15 protein-coding genes and 1 pseudogene are annotated in these 14,939 nt (G+C 72.1%); 9 read left to right on the forward strand and 7 right to left on the reverse strand.

Annotation, left to right across the window (positions count from 1 at the left end; genetic code table 11):
• The first annotated feature begins 377 nt into the window (after nucleotides 1-377).
• The 4 genes from OG370_RS35695 to OG370_RS35710 all read left to right on the forward strand — a co-directional run bounded on the left by OG370_RS35695 (nucleotide 378) and on the right by OG370_RS35710 (nucleotide 4,579).
• On the forward strand, nucleotides 378-965 hold the full coding sequence (locus OG370_RS35695) for a GNAT family N-acetyltransferase (RefSeq protein ID WP_328471672.1): 588 nt from the start codon (nucleotides 378-380) through the stop codon (nucleotides 963-965).
• A 139-nt stretch (nucleotides 966-1,104) separates the two neighbouring features.
• Complete coding sequence (locus OG370_RS35700) at nucleotides 1,105-1,983, forward strand: patatin-like phospholipase family protein (protein WP_328471674.1); 879 nt, start codon at nucleotides 1,105-1,107, stop codon at nucleotides 1,981-1,983.
• Nucleotides 1,980-3,227: a 1-acyl-sn-glycerol-3-phosphate acyltransferase gene (locus tag OG370_RS35705; RefSeq protein ID WP_328471676.1), complete on the forward strand. Its 1,248-nt coding sequence runs from the start codon at nucleotides 1,980-1,982 to the stop codon at nucleotides 3,225-3,227. The genes OG370_RS35700 and OG370_RS35705 overlap by 4 nt, the downstream gene beginning before the upstream one ends.
• 359 nt (nucleotides 3,228-3,586) lie before the next feature.
• Nucleotides 3,587-4,579, forward strand: coding sequence for a CehA/McbA family metallohydrolase (locus OG370_RS35710; protein ID WP_328471678.1), 993 nt, complete (start codon nucleotides 3,587-3,589; stop codon nucleotides 4,577-4,579).
• A 79-nt stretch (nucleotides 4,580-4,658) separates the two neighbouring features.
• Here the strand turns inward: OG370_RS35710 and OG370_RS35715 are convergent, their stop codons facing one another.
• Nucleotides 4,659-5,021 (reverse strand): ArsR/SmtB family transcription factor, encoded by a 363-nt coding sequence (locus OG370_RS35715; protein WP_328471680.1) that lies wholly within the window; start codon nucleotides 5,019-5,021, stop codon nucleotides 4,659-4,661.
• Between the two features lie 129 nt (nucleotides 5,022-5,150).
• On the opposite strand from OG370_RS35715, the gene OG370_RS35720 reads away from it, so the two are divergent.
• Nucleotides 5,151-6,212 (forward strand): NADH:flavin oxidoreductase/NADH oxidase, encoded by a 1,062-nt coding sequence (locus tag OG370_RS35720; protein WP_328471682.1) that lies wholly within the window; start codon nucleotides 5,151-5,153, stop codon nucleotides 6,210-6,212.
• Between the two features lie 79 nt (nucleotides 6,213-6,291).
• Entirely contained in the window at nucleotides 6,292-6,966 is a 675-nt protein-coding gene (locus tag OG370_RS35725) for a histidine phosphatase family protein (RefSeq protein ID WP_328471684.1), read from the forward strand.
• A gap of 37 nt (nucleotides 6,967-7,003) precedes the next feature.
• On the opposite strand, the gene OG370_RS35730 is transcribed toward OG370_RS35725, so the two are convergent.
• Nucleotides 7,004-7,690, reverse strand: coding sequence for a cytidylate kinase family protein (locus OG370_RS35730; protein WP_328471686.1), 687 nt, complete (start codon nucleotides 7,688-7,690; stop codon nucleotides 7,004-7,006).
• Between the two features lie 310 nt (nucleotides 7,691-8,000).
• Between OG370_RS35730 and OG370_RS35735 the strand changes: the two genes are divergently transcribed.
• Complete coding sequence (locus OG370_RS35735) at nucleotides 8,001-10,658, forward strand: polysaccharide lyase family 8 super-sandwich domain-containing protein (protein WP_328471688.1); 2,658 nt, start codon at nucleotides 8,001-8,003, stop codon at nucleotides 10,656-10,658.
• A gap of 75 nt (nucleotides 10,659-10,733) precedes the next feature.
• On the opposite strand, the gene OG370_RS35740 is transcribed toward OG370_RS35735, so the two are convergent.
• From OG370_RS35740 to OG370_RS35750, 3 genes are all read right to left on the reverse strand, one after another.
• A complete protein-coding gene (locus OG370_RS35740; protein ID WP_328471690.1) occupies nucleotides 10,734-11,081 on the reverse strand; it encodes a hypothetical protein in 348 nt (115 codons plus the stop codon).
• A gap of 112 nt (nucleotides 11,082-11,193) precedes the next feature.
• Complete coding sequence (locus OG370_RS35745) at nucleotides 11,194-12,009, reverse strand: hypothetical protein (RefSeq protein ID WP_328471692.1); 816 nt, start codon at nucleotides 12,007-12,009, stop codon at nucleotides 11,194-11,196.
• 201 nt (nucleotides 12,010-12,210) lie between these two features.
• Nucleotides 12,211-12,630, reverse strand: coding sequence for a hypothetical protein (locus tag OG370_RS35750; RefSeq protein WP_328471694.1), 420 nt, complete (start codon nucleotides 12,628-12,630; stop codon nucleotides 12,211-12,213).
• 213 nt (nucleotides 12,631-12,843) lie between these two features.
• Between OG370_RS35750 and OG370_RS35755 the strand changes: the two genes are divergently transcribed.
• Entirely contained in the window at nucleotides 12,844-13,116 is a 273-nt protein-coding gene (locus OG370_RS35755) for an SAM-dependent methyltransferase (protein ID WP_328471696.1), read from the forward strand.
• A gap of 190 nt (nucleotides 13,117-13,306) precedes the next feature.
• Nucleotides 13,307-13,665: pseudogene (locus OG370_RS35760) on the forward strand (transposase); the annotation flags it as partial.
• Here OG370_RS35760 and OG370_RS35765 read toward each other — a convergent pair.
• Both OG370_RS35765 and OG370_RS35770 read right to left on the reverse strand, forming a co-directional pair.
• A complete protein-coding gene (locus OG370_RS35765) occupies nucleotides 13,661-14,089 on the reverse strand; it encodes a VOC family protein (protein ID WP_328471698.1) in 429 nt (142 codons plus the stop codon). The pseudogene OG370_RS35760 and the gene OG370_RS35765 sit on opposite strands and share 5 nt — an antisense overlap.
• Nucleotides 14,090-14,378: 289 nt before the next feature.
• Nucleotides 14,379-14,894: a DinB family protein gene (locus OG370_RS35770; RefSeq protein ID WP_328471700.1), complete on the reverse strand. Its 516-nt coding sequence runs from the start codon at nucleotides 14,892-14,894 to the stop codon at nucleotides 14,379-14,381.
• Between the last annotated feature and the right edge of the window lie 45 nt (nucleotides 14,895-14,939).

The raw sequence follows: 14,939 nt of genomic DNA on the forward strand, positions 1-14,939 counted from the left end.
GGCGCGTACGCCCGGACCTGACGGGTTCCCTCCGGACGGCCAACCGCCCTGGTCGCGGCGGGCGTCGGCTACCGGTGCCGGGCCTTGTCGACGGTCGCGGATACGATCATCGTCCGCGGGGGTTCGGTGGCGGGTGGAGCCGAGCGGTGGGCATCGTCTCCGAATCGTGCCGGTACGCCCCATTGCGGAGCCTGCTCGGCGCGGTTATTCTATGCACTTTTGAAACGTCTCAGGTCCTCAAGGGCGATCTGGGGACCCGGAGTTGCCGGTGCGCGACACCCGGGTGGCCCGGGGGAGCGGTCCGGCCCGCGGCTCGTCCGGGAGGAGCCCGTCCGGGAGGGCCCGCGGCGGCCCGGCCGGGTGGAGACAATACGAGCATGCCCTCTCTGGCCACTCCCGCGATACCCGCCGGCGCGCTTCGTTCGACCCGGCAGCCGGTCCTCCCGGCCGAGGGCGGGCGGCAGTTGCGGCCTTGGCGGCCGGACGACGCCGGCGCCGTCCACGCCGCCTACCAGGACCCGCAGATCCAGCGCTGGCACGTGCGCCGCGCCGACTCCGTCGCGGAGGCGGGGGAGTGGATCGAGCAGTGGCGCGGCGCCTGGACCGCCGAGACCGGCGGGCACTGGGCGGTGGCGGACGCGGCGACCGACGCGCTGCTCGGCCGGGTGGCGCTGAAGTCGTTCGACCTCGCCGACGGTCAGGCCGAGGTCGCTTACTGGACGGTACCGGAGGCGCGCGGCATTGGCGTCTGCTCCGGCGCGGTCCGCGCGCTCGCGGCCTGGGCGCTGGGCGACGGCGGCTTCCACCGGCTCGAACTGGCGCACTCCGCGGCCAATCCGGCGTCCTGCCGGGTGGCCGTCGCGACCGGCTTCGCGCCGGAGGGCGTACGCCGCGGGGCGGCGCGGCACGCGGACGGCTGGCACGACATGCACCTGCACGGGCGGGTGCGCGGCGACCAGGCCTGACGCCGCGTCAGGTGGGGGCCTGTTCGGTAGCCGGGTGTCCGGCGGAGCCCGGGTGCGTGGGTGGTTCGGTGCCCGGGTGTCGGGAGGGGCCGGGTGCCCGGCGGGATTGCGGCCGGTGGGGCGGGGCACGCGGGGTGGCATGGACAGCGGCGCGGGAGACGAGGGCGGGCGGGCGTTCGTACTCGGCGGCGGCGGGGCGCTGGGGGCGCACGAAGTGGGGATGCTGAAGGCGCTGTTCGCCGCGGGGGTGCGGCCCGGCCTGGTGCTGGGCACGTCGGTGGGGGCGATCAACGGCGCGGCGGTCGCGGCGGACCCGTCGCAGTCCGCGGTGGCCCGGCTGGAGGAGCTGTGGACCGGGCTCGGCCGAGCCGGGGTCTTCACCGGTTCGCTGGTGGGCCGGTTGTCCACGGCGCTGCGCAGCGGCACCCACCTCTACGCGGCGGCGCCCCTGCGTACGTTGCTGCGCACCCATCTGCCGGTCACCCGGATCGAGGACCTGGCCGTACCGTTCCAGTGCGTCGCGGCACGGATCGAGGACGCGGCCGAGCACTGGTTCGACGGCGGACCGTTGGCCGACGCGGTGCTCGCGTCCTGCTCGGTGCCGGGGCTGCTGCCGCCGGTCCGGCTGGGCGACGCGCACTTCGTGGACGGCGGGCTGGTCAACAGCATCCCGGTCGGCCGGGCGGTGGCGCTCGGCGCCCGCGAGATCTACGTGCTCCAGGTCGGCCGGGTCGAGCACGCGCTCACCCCGCCCCGGCTGCCGTGGGAAGTCGCCACCGTCGCCTTCGAGATCGCCCGCAGGCACCGTTTCGCCCGGGACATGGCCGACCTGCCGCCGGACGTCACCGTGCACGTGCTGCCCAGCGCCTCCACCCGTGACGAGACCGGCGGGACGCTGCGCCAACTCCGCCGGCGCGCCGCGTTCGGGCAGACCGCGGAACGCATCGAGCGCGCCTACGCGGCGTCCTCGCGCTACCTCGACACCGCCCTCGCCCCGAAAGGCGGCGCCCCCGCATGACGACACTCCCGCCCGACCCGTCCACGTCCGCGGCCGCGTCCGTGCCGTCGGACGGGTCCGCCGCCGTGGCCGCGTCCGCCGCCTCCGTCTCCGTGTCCGTGGCCGTGTCCCTCGCGGTGACGCTCGGCCGGCGGGCGGTCACCACCGCGCTGCTCCTCGCCCTGATCCCGTTGACGGCAGCCCTGTTGGTGGCCGTGACCGTGCTCGGCGCGCCTGTCTCCCTCGCCACCCGGGGGCCGTGGCGGCAGACCCGGGTGGCCGGGTTCGCGCTGCTCTACCTGCTGGCGGACCTGGCCGGGCTGGTGACGGCGACCGTGGTGTTCCTGCGCGACCCGTCCCCGGGCCCTGCCGCCCGACGCCGGCGGGAGGACACCGCGTTCCGTACGCTCGCCCGGCTGCTGGCTGTCCTGCGCCGGGCCGCGGAACACGTCTTCCGGCTCGGGGTCGAGGTCACTCCGGCCGTCCCGCGGGGAAGCGGCTCGGGTGGAGACGGCTCGCATGGTGACGGCTCGGGTGGAGACGTCTCCGGTGGAAGCGTCCCGCGGGGAAGCGCCCCGGGGGGCGGCCGACCGTACGAACGCGCCGCGCCCGGGAGCGGTCCGCGTCGGGCGCCCCTGCTCGTACTCGTCCGGCACGCCGGCCTCGGCGACTCCTTCCTGCTGCTCCAGATCCTGCTCACCGAGGCCGGGTTGCGCCCGCACACCGTGCTCAAGGGCGCGCTGCGCGCCGACCCCTGCCTGGACGTGCTCCTCGGCCGGGTGCCGCACTGCTTCGTGCCGCCCGCCTCGGGCACCGCCGTCGACGGCATCGCCGATCTCGCGGCAGGACTGCGCCCCGGCGACGCGCTCGTGCTCTTCCCCGAGGGCGGCAACTTCACCCCGCGCCGCCACCGCCGCGTGATCGCCATGCTGCGCCGCCGCGGCCTCTACCGGCGCGCCGCCCGCGCGTCCCGGCTGCATTACGTGCTGCCGCCGCGCGACGGCGGGGCGTTGGCCGCGCTGGCCGCCGCGCCCACCGCGGACGTCGTCTTCGTCACCCATGCCGGGCTCGACGTCATCGACTCCGTCCGGACCGCCTGGTCCGCCCTCCCGTTCGCACGCGGGGTGCGGGCCCACTGGTGGCGGATACCGGCCGCCGCGATTCCGCCGGGCGAGGAGGCCCGCAGCGACTGGCTGCTCACCCAGTGGGAACGCGTCGACCGGTGGACGGCCGCGCACGCCGTCGCCCGGACCCCGCACGTCTGACCTCCCGCTTTCGCGTTCCGGCCGGCCCGAGCGGGGGTGCGGAGGCACGGAGCGCCGGCCGGCCAGGGGGATGAACGTGTCCGGGTCTCTGGTCGTCGTTCCTGCGCGGAGGGCCAAGGAAGGTGCGCGCACCGTCAATGACCCGGCGCGGCTTCTGCCGCACCGCGGGACCCGGACATCGGATCACGGAGTGCGCGGTCCCACGGTGTGGCCGCGCGCCGGGGAGGACGGGGAGGACAGGGCGGACAGGGAGGACGGGGGAATGAACCGGCCGTGCCGTGGCGTGCCGTGGCGTGGCGGCGGCCGGAACCGGTTGGTCTGCTCGCGCGTTGGCTCGGCAGGACTTCGGAGGGAGAACCTTGTCCAGTGCGAGCTTCCCGCCGGCGCGGGCGGTCGGGCGCGGGGCGGCCTGGTACCGCGGGGACTGCCATGTCCACTCCGTCCGGTCGGGCGGCGGGGAACTCACGCCCGAGGAGCTGGCCGTCCGGGCACGCGCCGCCGGGCTCGACTTCGTCGCGACGACGGAGCACAACTCGGCTGCCGCGCCCGGGGCGTGGGGGCATCTGGCCGCCGATGACTTCCTGGTCGTGCTCGGTGAGGAAGTGCTCACGAAGACCGGGCACTGGCTCGCGCTCGGCATCGAACCCGGCCAGGTCGTCGACTGGAACCACCAGGTCAGGGACGGAGTGGTCGACCGGTGCCTGGACCAGGTCCATCGAGTCGGGGGCCTGTGTGTGGCCGCGCACCCGCACGCGCCCTATCCGTCGGGCGACTTCACGTTCCCCTTCCGGGGCTTCGACGTCGTGGAGGTGTGGAACGGGCTGTGGGCTTCGGACCAGCCCTGGAACGCCGACAACGAGGCCGCCCTGGCGGAGTGGGGACGCGGCCTGGCGGCGGACCTGCGGACGGGCTCGTGGCGGCCGGCGATGGGCAACAGCGACACGCACCTGGAGGGGCAGATCGGCATCCCCCACACCGTGGTCTTCGCCGAGGAGCTGAGTACGGAGGCGGTCCTGGCCGCAATCCGCGCGGGTCGCAGCTGGATCGCCGAGTCGGCGGACGTGGACGTGTCCTTCACCGCCGGCGCCGATGGCCGCGTCGCCGGGGTGGGCGAACGGCTCGCCACTCAGGGCGGGCCGGTCGAAGTGCGGGCAGCCGTACGCGGTGTGCCGACGGCGACCGTCAGCTTCCACACCGACCGGGGAAAGGTGCACCGTGCGTCGCTCCCCGATGACGGGCCAGGCGCTGTGCGGTGGGACACGACGGCGGAGGACTCGGCGTTCGTCCGCATCGAGGTCCGCCACCCCGACGGAGCCGCCGCCGCACTCACCAACCCGATCATCCTGACCTGACCCCCGCTTCCCCAGCGCCGCCCCCGCCCCCGTACCGGACTCACACCTCCGCCAGACCCGGTGGACCGCGCTCCGTCCCTCAGGTCTCGCTGTTCCTGCCGGACTGCGCGGCCGCCGACGCGAGCAGCGTGTCCAGCAGCCCGGGGAAGACCGCGTCCAGATCGGCGCGGCGCAGTTCGTTGATCTTCGCGGTGCCCTGGTAGCGCTGGGTGATCACGCCCGCTTCGCGCAGCACGCGGAAGTGGTAGGTGGCGGTGGACTTGCTGCACACGAGCCCGATCTCCCCGCAAGCCGACGCGGCGTCGGCGGCCAGCGCCTGGATGATGCGGAGCCGCATCGGGTCGGCGCAGGCGTGCAGCACCGCCTCCAGCCGGATGTCGGCGGGCTCGGGATGGTCCAGTTGCCGGCTCGGAGTTGCCGCGCCGGCGCTGTGAGGAGGCATACGGCAAGTCTACTGCGACGGATCTCGTAGTTCGACAAATGTCGAACCTTGATGTTCGATGGATATCGTAATACGGTAATCGTCGAACTAAGGCGTGCCGCCCCGGCCGTGCCCTGAGGAGACATCTCCATGAGCCAGTTGTTCGAGCCCTTCCGCTTGCGAGCGTTGACCATCCCCAACCGCGTGTGGATGCCGCCGATGGGCCAGTACAGCGCGGGGTCGGAGGGGCCGGCCGTCGGAGTCCCCACCGACTGGCACCTCGCGCACCAGGGCGCCCGCGCGGCCGGTGGCGCCGGCCTGATCCTGACCGAGGGCACGGGGGTGAGCCCCACCGGCCGGACCACCCCGTACGACCTGGGCATCTGGACCGACGCGCAGCTTCCCGGGTTCCAGCGGATCACCGCTCTGGTCACCTCGCTGGGCGCCGTGCCCGGCATCCAGCTGTCGCACTCCGGCAGCAAGGGGTCGACCGACCGTCAGTGGCTGGGCGGCAAGCGGCTCGGTCCGGAGCAGGGCGGCTGGCGGCCGGCCGGCCCCGGCGAACTGACCCTCGCCGACATCGACCGGATCGTCGAGGAGTTCGCGGCGGCGGCGCGTCGGGCGGCCGCGGCCGGGTACCAGGTGGTCGAACTGCTCGCCGGACACGGGTATCTGATCCACCAGTTCCTGTCGCCGGTCACCAACCACCGCACGGATGCCTACGGCGGCTCCTTCGAGAGCCGGACCCGGTTCGCCCTCCGTGTCGTGGACGCCGTGCGTGCCGTCTGGCCCGACGACCTGCCGCTCTTCGCCCGCGTCTCCGCGACGGACTGGCTCACCGAGAACCCTTCGGACGACCGCGAGGGCTGGACCGTGGACGACACCGTCCGCCTCGCGACACTGCTGGCCGACCACGGCGTTGACCTGCTGAACGTGTCGAGCGGCGGCATCGTCCCCGACGCGAGGATCACGGTCGGGCCGGGCTACCAGGTGCCCTTCGCCGCGCGGGTGAAGGCGGAGACCGGAGTGCCGGTCGCCGCCGTCGGCATGATCACCGAGCCCGACCAGGCCGCCAAGATCCTCGCCAACTCCGAGGCCGACGCGATCCTGATCGGCCGCGAACTCCTGCGCCACCCGACCTGGCCCCTCGACGCCGCCAAGGCGCTGGGAGCCGAGGTACGCATCCCGCCGCAGTATCGCCGCGCCTACTGACACCCTGAGAAGGGCCGGTCGCGCGTGCCAGGGTGGGTGCCGGTCAGCAGGACGTCATCGACCCGAAGGGCGGACTCTCGTGCGCACAGTCCACGTCGTCACGCATCCCGAGGCGACGCACCACGTCGAGGGAGTCGTCGGCGGGTGGCACGACTCGCGCCTGACGCCCGCCGGAGTCCGCGCGGCGGTCTCCATCGCCCGAACACTCCGGGCCCGGGTGCCGGACGGCGCCGAGGTGGAGCTGTTCTCCTCGGATCTGCGGCGCACCCGGCGGACCGCCGAGGAGGTGGCCGACGTGTTCGGCGTGCGGCCGGTCCTCGACCGCAGGCTGCGGGAGAAGTCCTACGGTCAGGCGGGGGGAAGGCCGCAGGAGTGGCTGGACCGGCGCTTCGTCCCGCCGCCGGCGGTCGGGGAACGGATGGACCACGACGAGGGCGTGGAAGGCGCCGAGACGAGGGCGGAGTTGGCGCGGCGCGTCTACGCGGCCATGGACGACATCCTGCGACGTCCGTGCGCACACCAGATCGTCGTGACGCACGGCGGCTCGCTGACCTTCGTCGTGGCGTCCTGGATCAGGATGCCGATCGAGTCGGCCGGTTACGTCGGCTTCCGGGCCCCCTCCGGCAGCATCACCACGCTGCGCGAGGACGACTTCTACCACAACCGCCAGGTCGTCAGCCTCGGCGAGACCTGCCCTCTCGACGAGGGCCGCCCTCTCGGAGAGTCCTCCCCTCTCGACTCCGCGCGACGCTGAATCGCCGGCGAGCCGTCGTCGTCTCCTGCCGTGCCGGTCAGCGTGGTCGGGCTTCCCAGGCCGGGCGCTGGAGTTGGGCGTTGTCCACGATGAAGTCGGCGTGGTCGGCCGGGTGGGCCGTGGCGGCGTAGAGCCGCTGGGCGGGGATGTAGCGCTCGCGCCAGGACCGTTCGACGTCGGCGGCATCGGCGGAGGGCCCGGCCTGGGCCGTGTCCCGGTCCCGGGCGCGGCCCACCGTCTGCTCGAAGGGGACGGATACGAGGATGCGCAGCTCCCACCGGTCGACGAGTTCCGGGCGCAGGAGGAAGACGCCGTCGAAGAGGAGTACGGCGTCCGCGGGGGCGGTCGTGGGCGGCAGCGACAGCGCGCGGTCGGTGTCCTTGTCGTAGACGGAGTGCTGGAACCTCCGGTGCCCGCCCGGGCCCAGCGGGTCGAGCAGGACCCGGCGCAGCGCTACGTGGTCGTGGGCGTCGAAGTAGCAGGCTTCGGCCGAGTACCGGCCGCGTCGGTAGCGCTGTGCGCGGGGGAAGAGGAAGTCGTCGACGGTCGCGCGGATGACCTCGCGGCCCTGCGCCCGCAGGACGACGGCGAGTTCGTCGGCCAGCGTGGTCTTGCCGGCGGCGGGCGGCCCGTCGACGGCGACCCGCACCGGGTGCGCGGTCGTGACGGCCCCGATCGCCCCGGCCAGTTGGCCCATGAGTTCGCCGCGGGTACCTCGATCCATTGCTGCCCCTCTCTCACGGCGCCGGTGCGCAGGGCACGTTGGGCCGCGATCGCCGGTTCCGGACCCGCCCCGCGCCCACCCGGGTGGACGCGCGCCCCCGCACCCGCTCGGTGGACGTGGCCCCACCGTAGTCCCCGTAACCCGCGTGGCCCCCGTGGTCCGCGTAGCCCGCGTGGCCCCGTCGCAGGCGGCCCCCGCCTGGCGGAAGATGCCGCGCTCCCGTGATCGTGTGAAACCTAGTGACACGCGGAAAGGGTGTTGCTTGAATGCGGCAAGCGCTTTCTGTCGTCCGCCCTTGGAGGGTCCCGCCGTGCAGATCTCCCGCCGTGCCCTGATCGCCGCGGTGCCCGCGACCGCCCTGCTGGCCGCGGCGCAGCCGTCCCGCGCGTGGGCCGACGCCACCGGCACCGCCCCCCGCACCGCCGCCGCCAAGGCCGCCGCGGGCACCTCCGCCGCCCGCGCGCAGATCCTGGCCAACACCGTGGACGTGTTCGCGGGCACCGCCCAGTCCAACGCCCGGCCGGACGTCGCCGCCAAGCTCGCCGCGATCGCGGCGACCGCCCGCACCCGGCTGACCGCGATGGACGCGGCGGCGGGCGACGACCAGCTGTTCGGCGGGCTCGCCCTCGGCACCAGCGACACCAACCTCACCTCCTCCTTCCAGTACCTGTACGAGATCGCGCTGGCCACCCGCGTGCCGGGCGGCGCCGCCGACCTCGCGGGCGACGCGGCCGTACAGCAGCGCGTGGTCGACGGGTTGCAGTGGCTCTACGACCACTACTACGGCGACCAGGCGACCGGTTACTACGGCAACTGGTTCAACTGGGAGATCGGCATCTCGCAGTACGCCACCAAGACCCTGATCCTGCTCAAGGACACCGTCGCCGCCTCCCGGCCGGACCTCCCCGCGACCTACGTCGCCGCGATGGACGCCTACCTGCGCAACGGCAAGGACGGCGACGTCGACCTCGACTCCCGCTTCCACACCGGCGCCAACCTCGCCGACATCACCACCGACCGGATCATGCAGGGCGCGCTGCTCGACGACGACGCCCGGATCACCAAGGCCGTCGCGGACCAGGAGACGGTGCTCGCCACGATCGACCCGTACGCCCTCCAGCACGGCGTCACCGACGGGTTCTACGCCGACGGGTCCTACCTCCAGCACGCGTCCGTCGCCTACACCGGCTCGTACGGCACCGGGCTGCTCACCCGGATCGTGCAGACCGTCAAACTCCTCGACGGCACCGGCTACTTGGCGGGCGCCGACCTGGTGGGGGCGGGGCGCGGCTGGGTCGCGAACAGCTTCGCGCCGCTGATCTTCGAGGGCTGGATGATGGAGGCGGTCAAGGGCCGCGCGGTGTCGCGCACCGGCACCGGTTACGCCGACGTCGGCACCGTCGTGGAGTCCGTGGTGGACCTGTCGGCGTACGCCACCGGCGCGGACGCGACCGCACTCGCCGGGTACGCCAAGTTCGTCCGGCAGGAGTCGCGCACACCGGTCAACCCGGCGTCGTTCGTCTCCCCGGTCAGCGTGGCCCGCTACGCCGACATCCTCGCGGACACCTCCGTACCCGCCGCCGACCTCAACTCACCCGCGCAGCACTCGGCGTTCAACGCGATGGACCGCGTCGTGCACCGCCGCCCCGGCTGGGCGTTCACCCTCGCCCGCAGCTCCACCCGGATCAGCGGCTACGAGTACATGAGCGGCGAGAACCTGATGCCCTGGTTCCAGGGCGCGGGCGCGCACTACCTCTACCTGTCCGGCCAGGACCAGACGCAGGCGTTCGGCGTCGACTACTTCACCGCCGTCTCGCCCTACGCGCTCGGCGGGGTGACCGCGCCCGTCGAAACCCGCGAGACCGTACCGGAGTTGTACGGCACCGCGTGGTACGACAACCCGGCGGCCGGGTTCACCTCCTCGTCGGAGTCGCAGAACACCTACGTCTACTTCCCGCTGTCCACCAACTCCCATTCCGGGGGCGCGCGTTCGGGTACGTACGGCACCTGCGGCCTGGTGCTGTCCGACGACGCGGCGTACGCCGCGGCCCAAGCCGGCCTGCTCCCCGCCGACTTCTTCGCCTACCGCGACGCGCGGGCCACCAAGTCCTGGTACCTCTTCGACGACGAGGTGGTGGTGCTCGCGGCGGGGGTCGGCGACGGTACGGGCGCCGGCGCGGGCCGCGCGGTGACGACGACCTTCGACACCCGCATCGCCGCACCCGCGGACCCGGTGAGCGTCACCGGCCGACTGCGCGACGGCACGCCGTTCACCGGCCCCGGCACGGCCCCGCTGGCGTGGCTGCGCTACGCCGACGGCGGGCAGGGCACCGCGATCGGCTACGTCCTGCTCGACGGCCCCGGCCAGGACCCGCACGCGCGGGTGCGGGTGGGCCTGGAGACCGTGACCCGCAGCCGGCGGGCGATCCGCACGTCCAACCCCGACACCGCCGTCACCAAGCAGGTCTTCTCGGTCGGCCGCGACCAACCGGCCGGCACGGCGCCGACCTCGTTCGCGTACGCGCTGGTGCCGGGCGCGACGGAGAGCGCGCTGCGGGCGTACGGATCTGGCGGTGCCCACGGCGGTCACGGTGCGCACGGTGCGCATGGGCGGCCCGGTCCGCTGTCGGTGCTCGCCAACTCCACCGCCTTCCAGGCCGTACGCCACGCGGGTCTGGGCATCACCGCCGCCAACGCCTTCGCGGCCGGGCCGCACCGCGCGGGGGAGTTGGAGGTCGACGGCCCCGCTTCCGTACTCGTCCGCGAGCGGCGCGACGGCACCACCACGGTCTCCGTCGCCGACCCCACGACCACGCGCGACACCGTCACGGTGCTGCTGCGCGGGCGCCGGCTGCGGGCGCTCTCCGCCGCCGACGGCATCCGCGTCACCCGCTCCCACGGCGCCACCCGCGTCGAGGCCACCACCCGCCACACCTACGGCGCCACCCTGGAGGTCACCCTCCGCTGACCCGCCCCACCGGCTGCCCGCCGGCGGCCCACCGAGCAGCGCCGGACCATCTCGCCTGGCCGCTGAACGGGCGGCTCACGGTCGGAGGCATTCCCCCTGCGGGTCGAAGCAGACGAGACCGTGCTCGCTGGCCAGTTCAGCGGCGTACCCGGAGACTTCCTCGGCCTTGCCGTATGACATGAGCAGGTACACGATCGGGCCCGATGCCTCCTCGATGACAGGCGGTGAGGCCCACACGACGCTGTGGTCGTCGTCCGGGTACCGCGCGACGAGGGCTTCCACGTACGCCACGATGCGCGGCATCGGAGGCGCGACGACATCGTCCGACTCCAGGAAGCGCTCGTAGAGGTCGTCGTAGGTCGAGCTCGCAGCGCGGTTGTCGAACGGACGGTCGCCGTCCCATACGGCAAGGTCATAGCTCACAGGCGCATCGTCGCAGGCAGGAGTTGTGTCAACGCCGGCAGCTCCTGCGATTGAACACGCGGCCTGGCCAGACCCTGACGAGTGTGGAGGAGATTCCCCTTCCCCCCACGAGTCAGGTGGCGGTGGGGAGGTAGCGTGCTGATACGAGCTTGGCCATCGTCCGAAGTCTCGCGAAGTAGAAGACGCAGTACTCCGAGTTGATCAGGGTCACGACCTTGTCAAGGTCGGCGATACACGCCCAAAGGACGGCAATGCCGCTGTCGTCGAGCCCACCGTTCAGCTCTCTCTGGACGAGGCCGGCGACGTCGGCGTCCAGCAGGGTCAACTCCACGCCTTCCACATCGATGCCACGGAAGCTGTCGGGGTAGAGGGCACGCCGGTGTTCCTCCCACAGCCGGGCGAGCCGGTCCTCGGGCTGAGCTTCGCTCATGTCAACAGCTGGGGCTTCTGCCACAGATGCCGGGCGAAGAAGGAGGGAAACAGCATCGAAGACGGCACGCACCATGGCGATGGCACTGAGCGGGCCGAGGGCGGCACTTGTCACGGTGCCCTGCGTGAGTTTGTCGCGTAGTAGTCGGCTGCGGTCGAGTTCGGCAGCGAGTTCGGCCGGAACGAGCCCTGCGTCGGCGGCCCGCTCGATGAGGTCCTGGAGCGGTTCGTCGATGGCCAGACGCTCGACAAGGACGTGCTCCAGGGCGAACAGGGAATGCGTGACGGCGACGGTGGCGAACTCGTACCGGTAGTAGGAGTGCCGGATGAGCTCGCGGGACGTTTCCATCGCGCTCATGACGTACATCGACGCGTCGGAGGGCAGAACCAGGTCGGCCACCAAGGCGTCCATGCCCGCGTAGTCGAGAACGACGTCGCGGGCACGCGGGTCTGATACGGGCGGAGCGAGCGTTCCGGGCAACGGGGGCAAGGCGTTCACCAGTTCAGCCTCGTCGTCTGACGGCAGTCGGTGCAAACAGATTTGCTCAGGGCGGTTGACGGCCCGGTGCACGTCGCACACTGGCCCGACCAACCTCGAAGAACGAGCTGAGCGTTCGCGCACGTTCGCGCGCCCGAATCCGGCGTTCATGGCGATCCGGACGTGGCTACGAACACGGTCGCGACCTCGGCTTGTTGGCGGTCAGATGCTGATGGGTCCGTGGCGTCCGTCGCGGAACTCGAAGACGCTCAGCTCGGTGGCACCTACGTGACGCAGATGGCCTCCGTATCCGGGGAGCGCGACATGTGGAGCGAGCATCCTGAGCAGGGGGTCGAGCAGCGGGAGATTGTCGTTGACCCAGTAGTTGCGTGCGTAAAGTTCCCACACATCGTTGCCGTCGAGGTCGCTCATCGATTTCGAGCGTCGCAGGGTGCCGGAGTCTCCCCCGGGGAGGCGGCTGCCGGGATACTGCCGGAACAGCGGCCAGGGGTGCTCTTCCTCGCTGAGGTCGTCGGGGCATTCCGGGTCGATACCCAGATGCCAGCGCCAAGCCGAAAGGACAGCCTTGGGAGTGTCGTGCCGAAGGAAGCAGGAGAAGACGATCTCGTAGTGCTCGCTCATGGCAGGCATTGTGCAGGTTGCTACTGACACTGCGGTGAGCGCGCGCACGCCGCCAGGCCGGGGGCGCCCCCGGATCGGGACGCGGACCGGCGACCGCGACCACCGTCGGATGCCGAAGGCCGGGCGCGACGGCTGTGGTTGCGCGGGTGCTGAGGTGGGGCCGCGGAACTCGGTCGAGCCGGACCAGCATGGTCCCGGCTCCAGGGATGGGGAATGACGCATCTGACCTACGACTACGACCGCGCGGCCGTAGAAGAGATGGCCGCGCTCTACGGCAACACCACCGCGCCTCTGACGCCGCGTACCAGGGAGGGAATCGCCCGCTTCGTTGCCGGCATGGAGATCATCGACCCCGGGATCGTCGGCATCGGCGAGTGGCGCCCGGAGCCGGCGACGGACCCCGCGTCACCCCCGGCGAATCTCATCCACACCTACGGCGTGCTGGCTCGGGTGAAGGGTCACGGGCCCTCCCGCGATGGGTCGTGAGGCGTCGTGCCGGCCTGGCGCCTGGGACAATGGGGACCGCTGTGCGGGGGCCGTGCCAGGGCGCGTATCGGGTCGTGATCAATCTGCGGGATCTGCCTTCGCGGCGGGGCCCGATCCGTAGATGGTGTTGCGTGGCGCGAGAGCAACTGACAGATCCGGAGTGGGAGTTCATCGGCCCATACCTGCCGATCGGCGAGTACGGGGCCGCACCGAACCCGATCCCGAGCGGGACGACCGACGACGCATCCGGCTTCGGTAAAAGCTCCGACTGAAGGCCGCCCTCCTCGGACGTCCAGGGGCGGGCAGAGCAGCAAGGTCCACCTCGCCCCGACCGCACGTGCCGCCCGCCGGCGTTCGTCCTGACCGCTGGACAAGCCGCTGACAACCCGCAGTTCATCCCGGTGCTGGGAAGGGTCCACGTCCGCGGTCCCGTCGGCCGCCCCCGCACCAAAGCCGGACGCGGTCGCCGGGGACAAGGCCTACTCGTCCCGCGGCAACCGAGCCTACCTGCGCAAACGCCACATCAAGGCAGTCCTGTCGCGCCCTAAGGGCGGACGTAAGGCCGAGTCATGACCTCCATGTTGTGACCGTCCGGGTCGTCGAAGTAGGCGCCGCGACCACCGAATAGACGGTTGATCTGGCCGGGTTCGATGTGGCTGGGGTCGGCGTAGTAGGTGACCCCGACCACCTCCAGACGGGTGATAGCGGCGTCGAACTGTTCGTCAGGGACAAGGAAGGCGTAGTGCTGCGACTGGATCGGCTCGTCCCGTTTCTCGTAGTAGTCGAGCGTCACGCCGTTGCCGAGGTCGACGGGGAGGAACGGTCCAAACGGGGTGCCGACCTTCAGGCCCAGGACCGCGGCGAGGAACTCGGCAGACAGGTGCCGGTCGCTTGCGTAGACGGCAGTGTGGTTGAGCTGGACGCCGGCCGTCGGCAGCGCGGATTCATGCGGGTAATGCTGGTCATAGGACATCAGTGGTGTGTCTCCGGCCTAGGGATCTTCCGCTGGAATGCGGCGCCGTATGCGGGCGCCGGGAGCTAGGACGCGGAGAAGTGGGCGGGCCTCTTGCCCGCCTCGGGCTCACGCCGAGGCCGGGAACCTCACTCGTGCGTGGCCCATGGCCGACCCGGCAGTCACCCGATTGACCTTAGTGACCATCAATGGCGGGGGCAACATCGTTTCTTGGCCGTGCCCGGCCGCGAGCCGCCGTTGCGTCATAGCGGTTCGTCACGGCTCCGCTGATGACGACCCGATACGCGCCCTAGTAGTAGCCCTTCGTTCCGTCGAGCAGTTCTCGGACGATGTCCGCGTGGCCCGCGTGCCGGCCCGTCTCCTCGACGAGGTGGATCAGCATCCAGCGGAGGTTGGCGCCGGCGTCGCGGAAGTCGGGGTGGCGGCCGACGTCGTCCAGGGAGGCCGCGGCGACGATCTCGTTGCTGCGGGCGCACTGAGTCCCGTATTCGGCGAGGAGTTCGGTGAGGGGGCGGCCGTCGGTGTGCCAGTCGGCGTCCTCGCTCGACTCGTCGAACGCCGGGTTCGGCTGCTTGTCGCCGCCGAGGAACACCACCTCCAGCCACATGTGCTCGGTCCAGCGCATATGGGAGATGAGGCCGGCCATGGTCATGGCCGGTGAGGTCGGGATGACCGAGCGGTGCGCGTCCTCGTCGCTCAGCCCCGCACACTTCCAGCGCAGGATCTGCCGCTGCAGGTCCAACCAGCCGATGAGCGCGGTGCGTTCGTCCGCTTGGAGTGGGGGGCGTTCCAGTTCCGATGCCATGCCGGCGCACGCTACCGGGGCGGCCCGGAAAGGGACACCTGGATC

This window comes from Streptomyces sp. NBC_00448 (assembly GCF_036014115.1).
Lineage (GTDB): Bacteria > Actinomycetota > Actinomycetes > Streptomycetales > Streptomycetaceae > Actinacidiphila.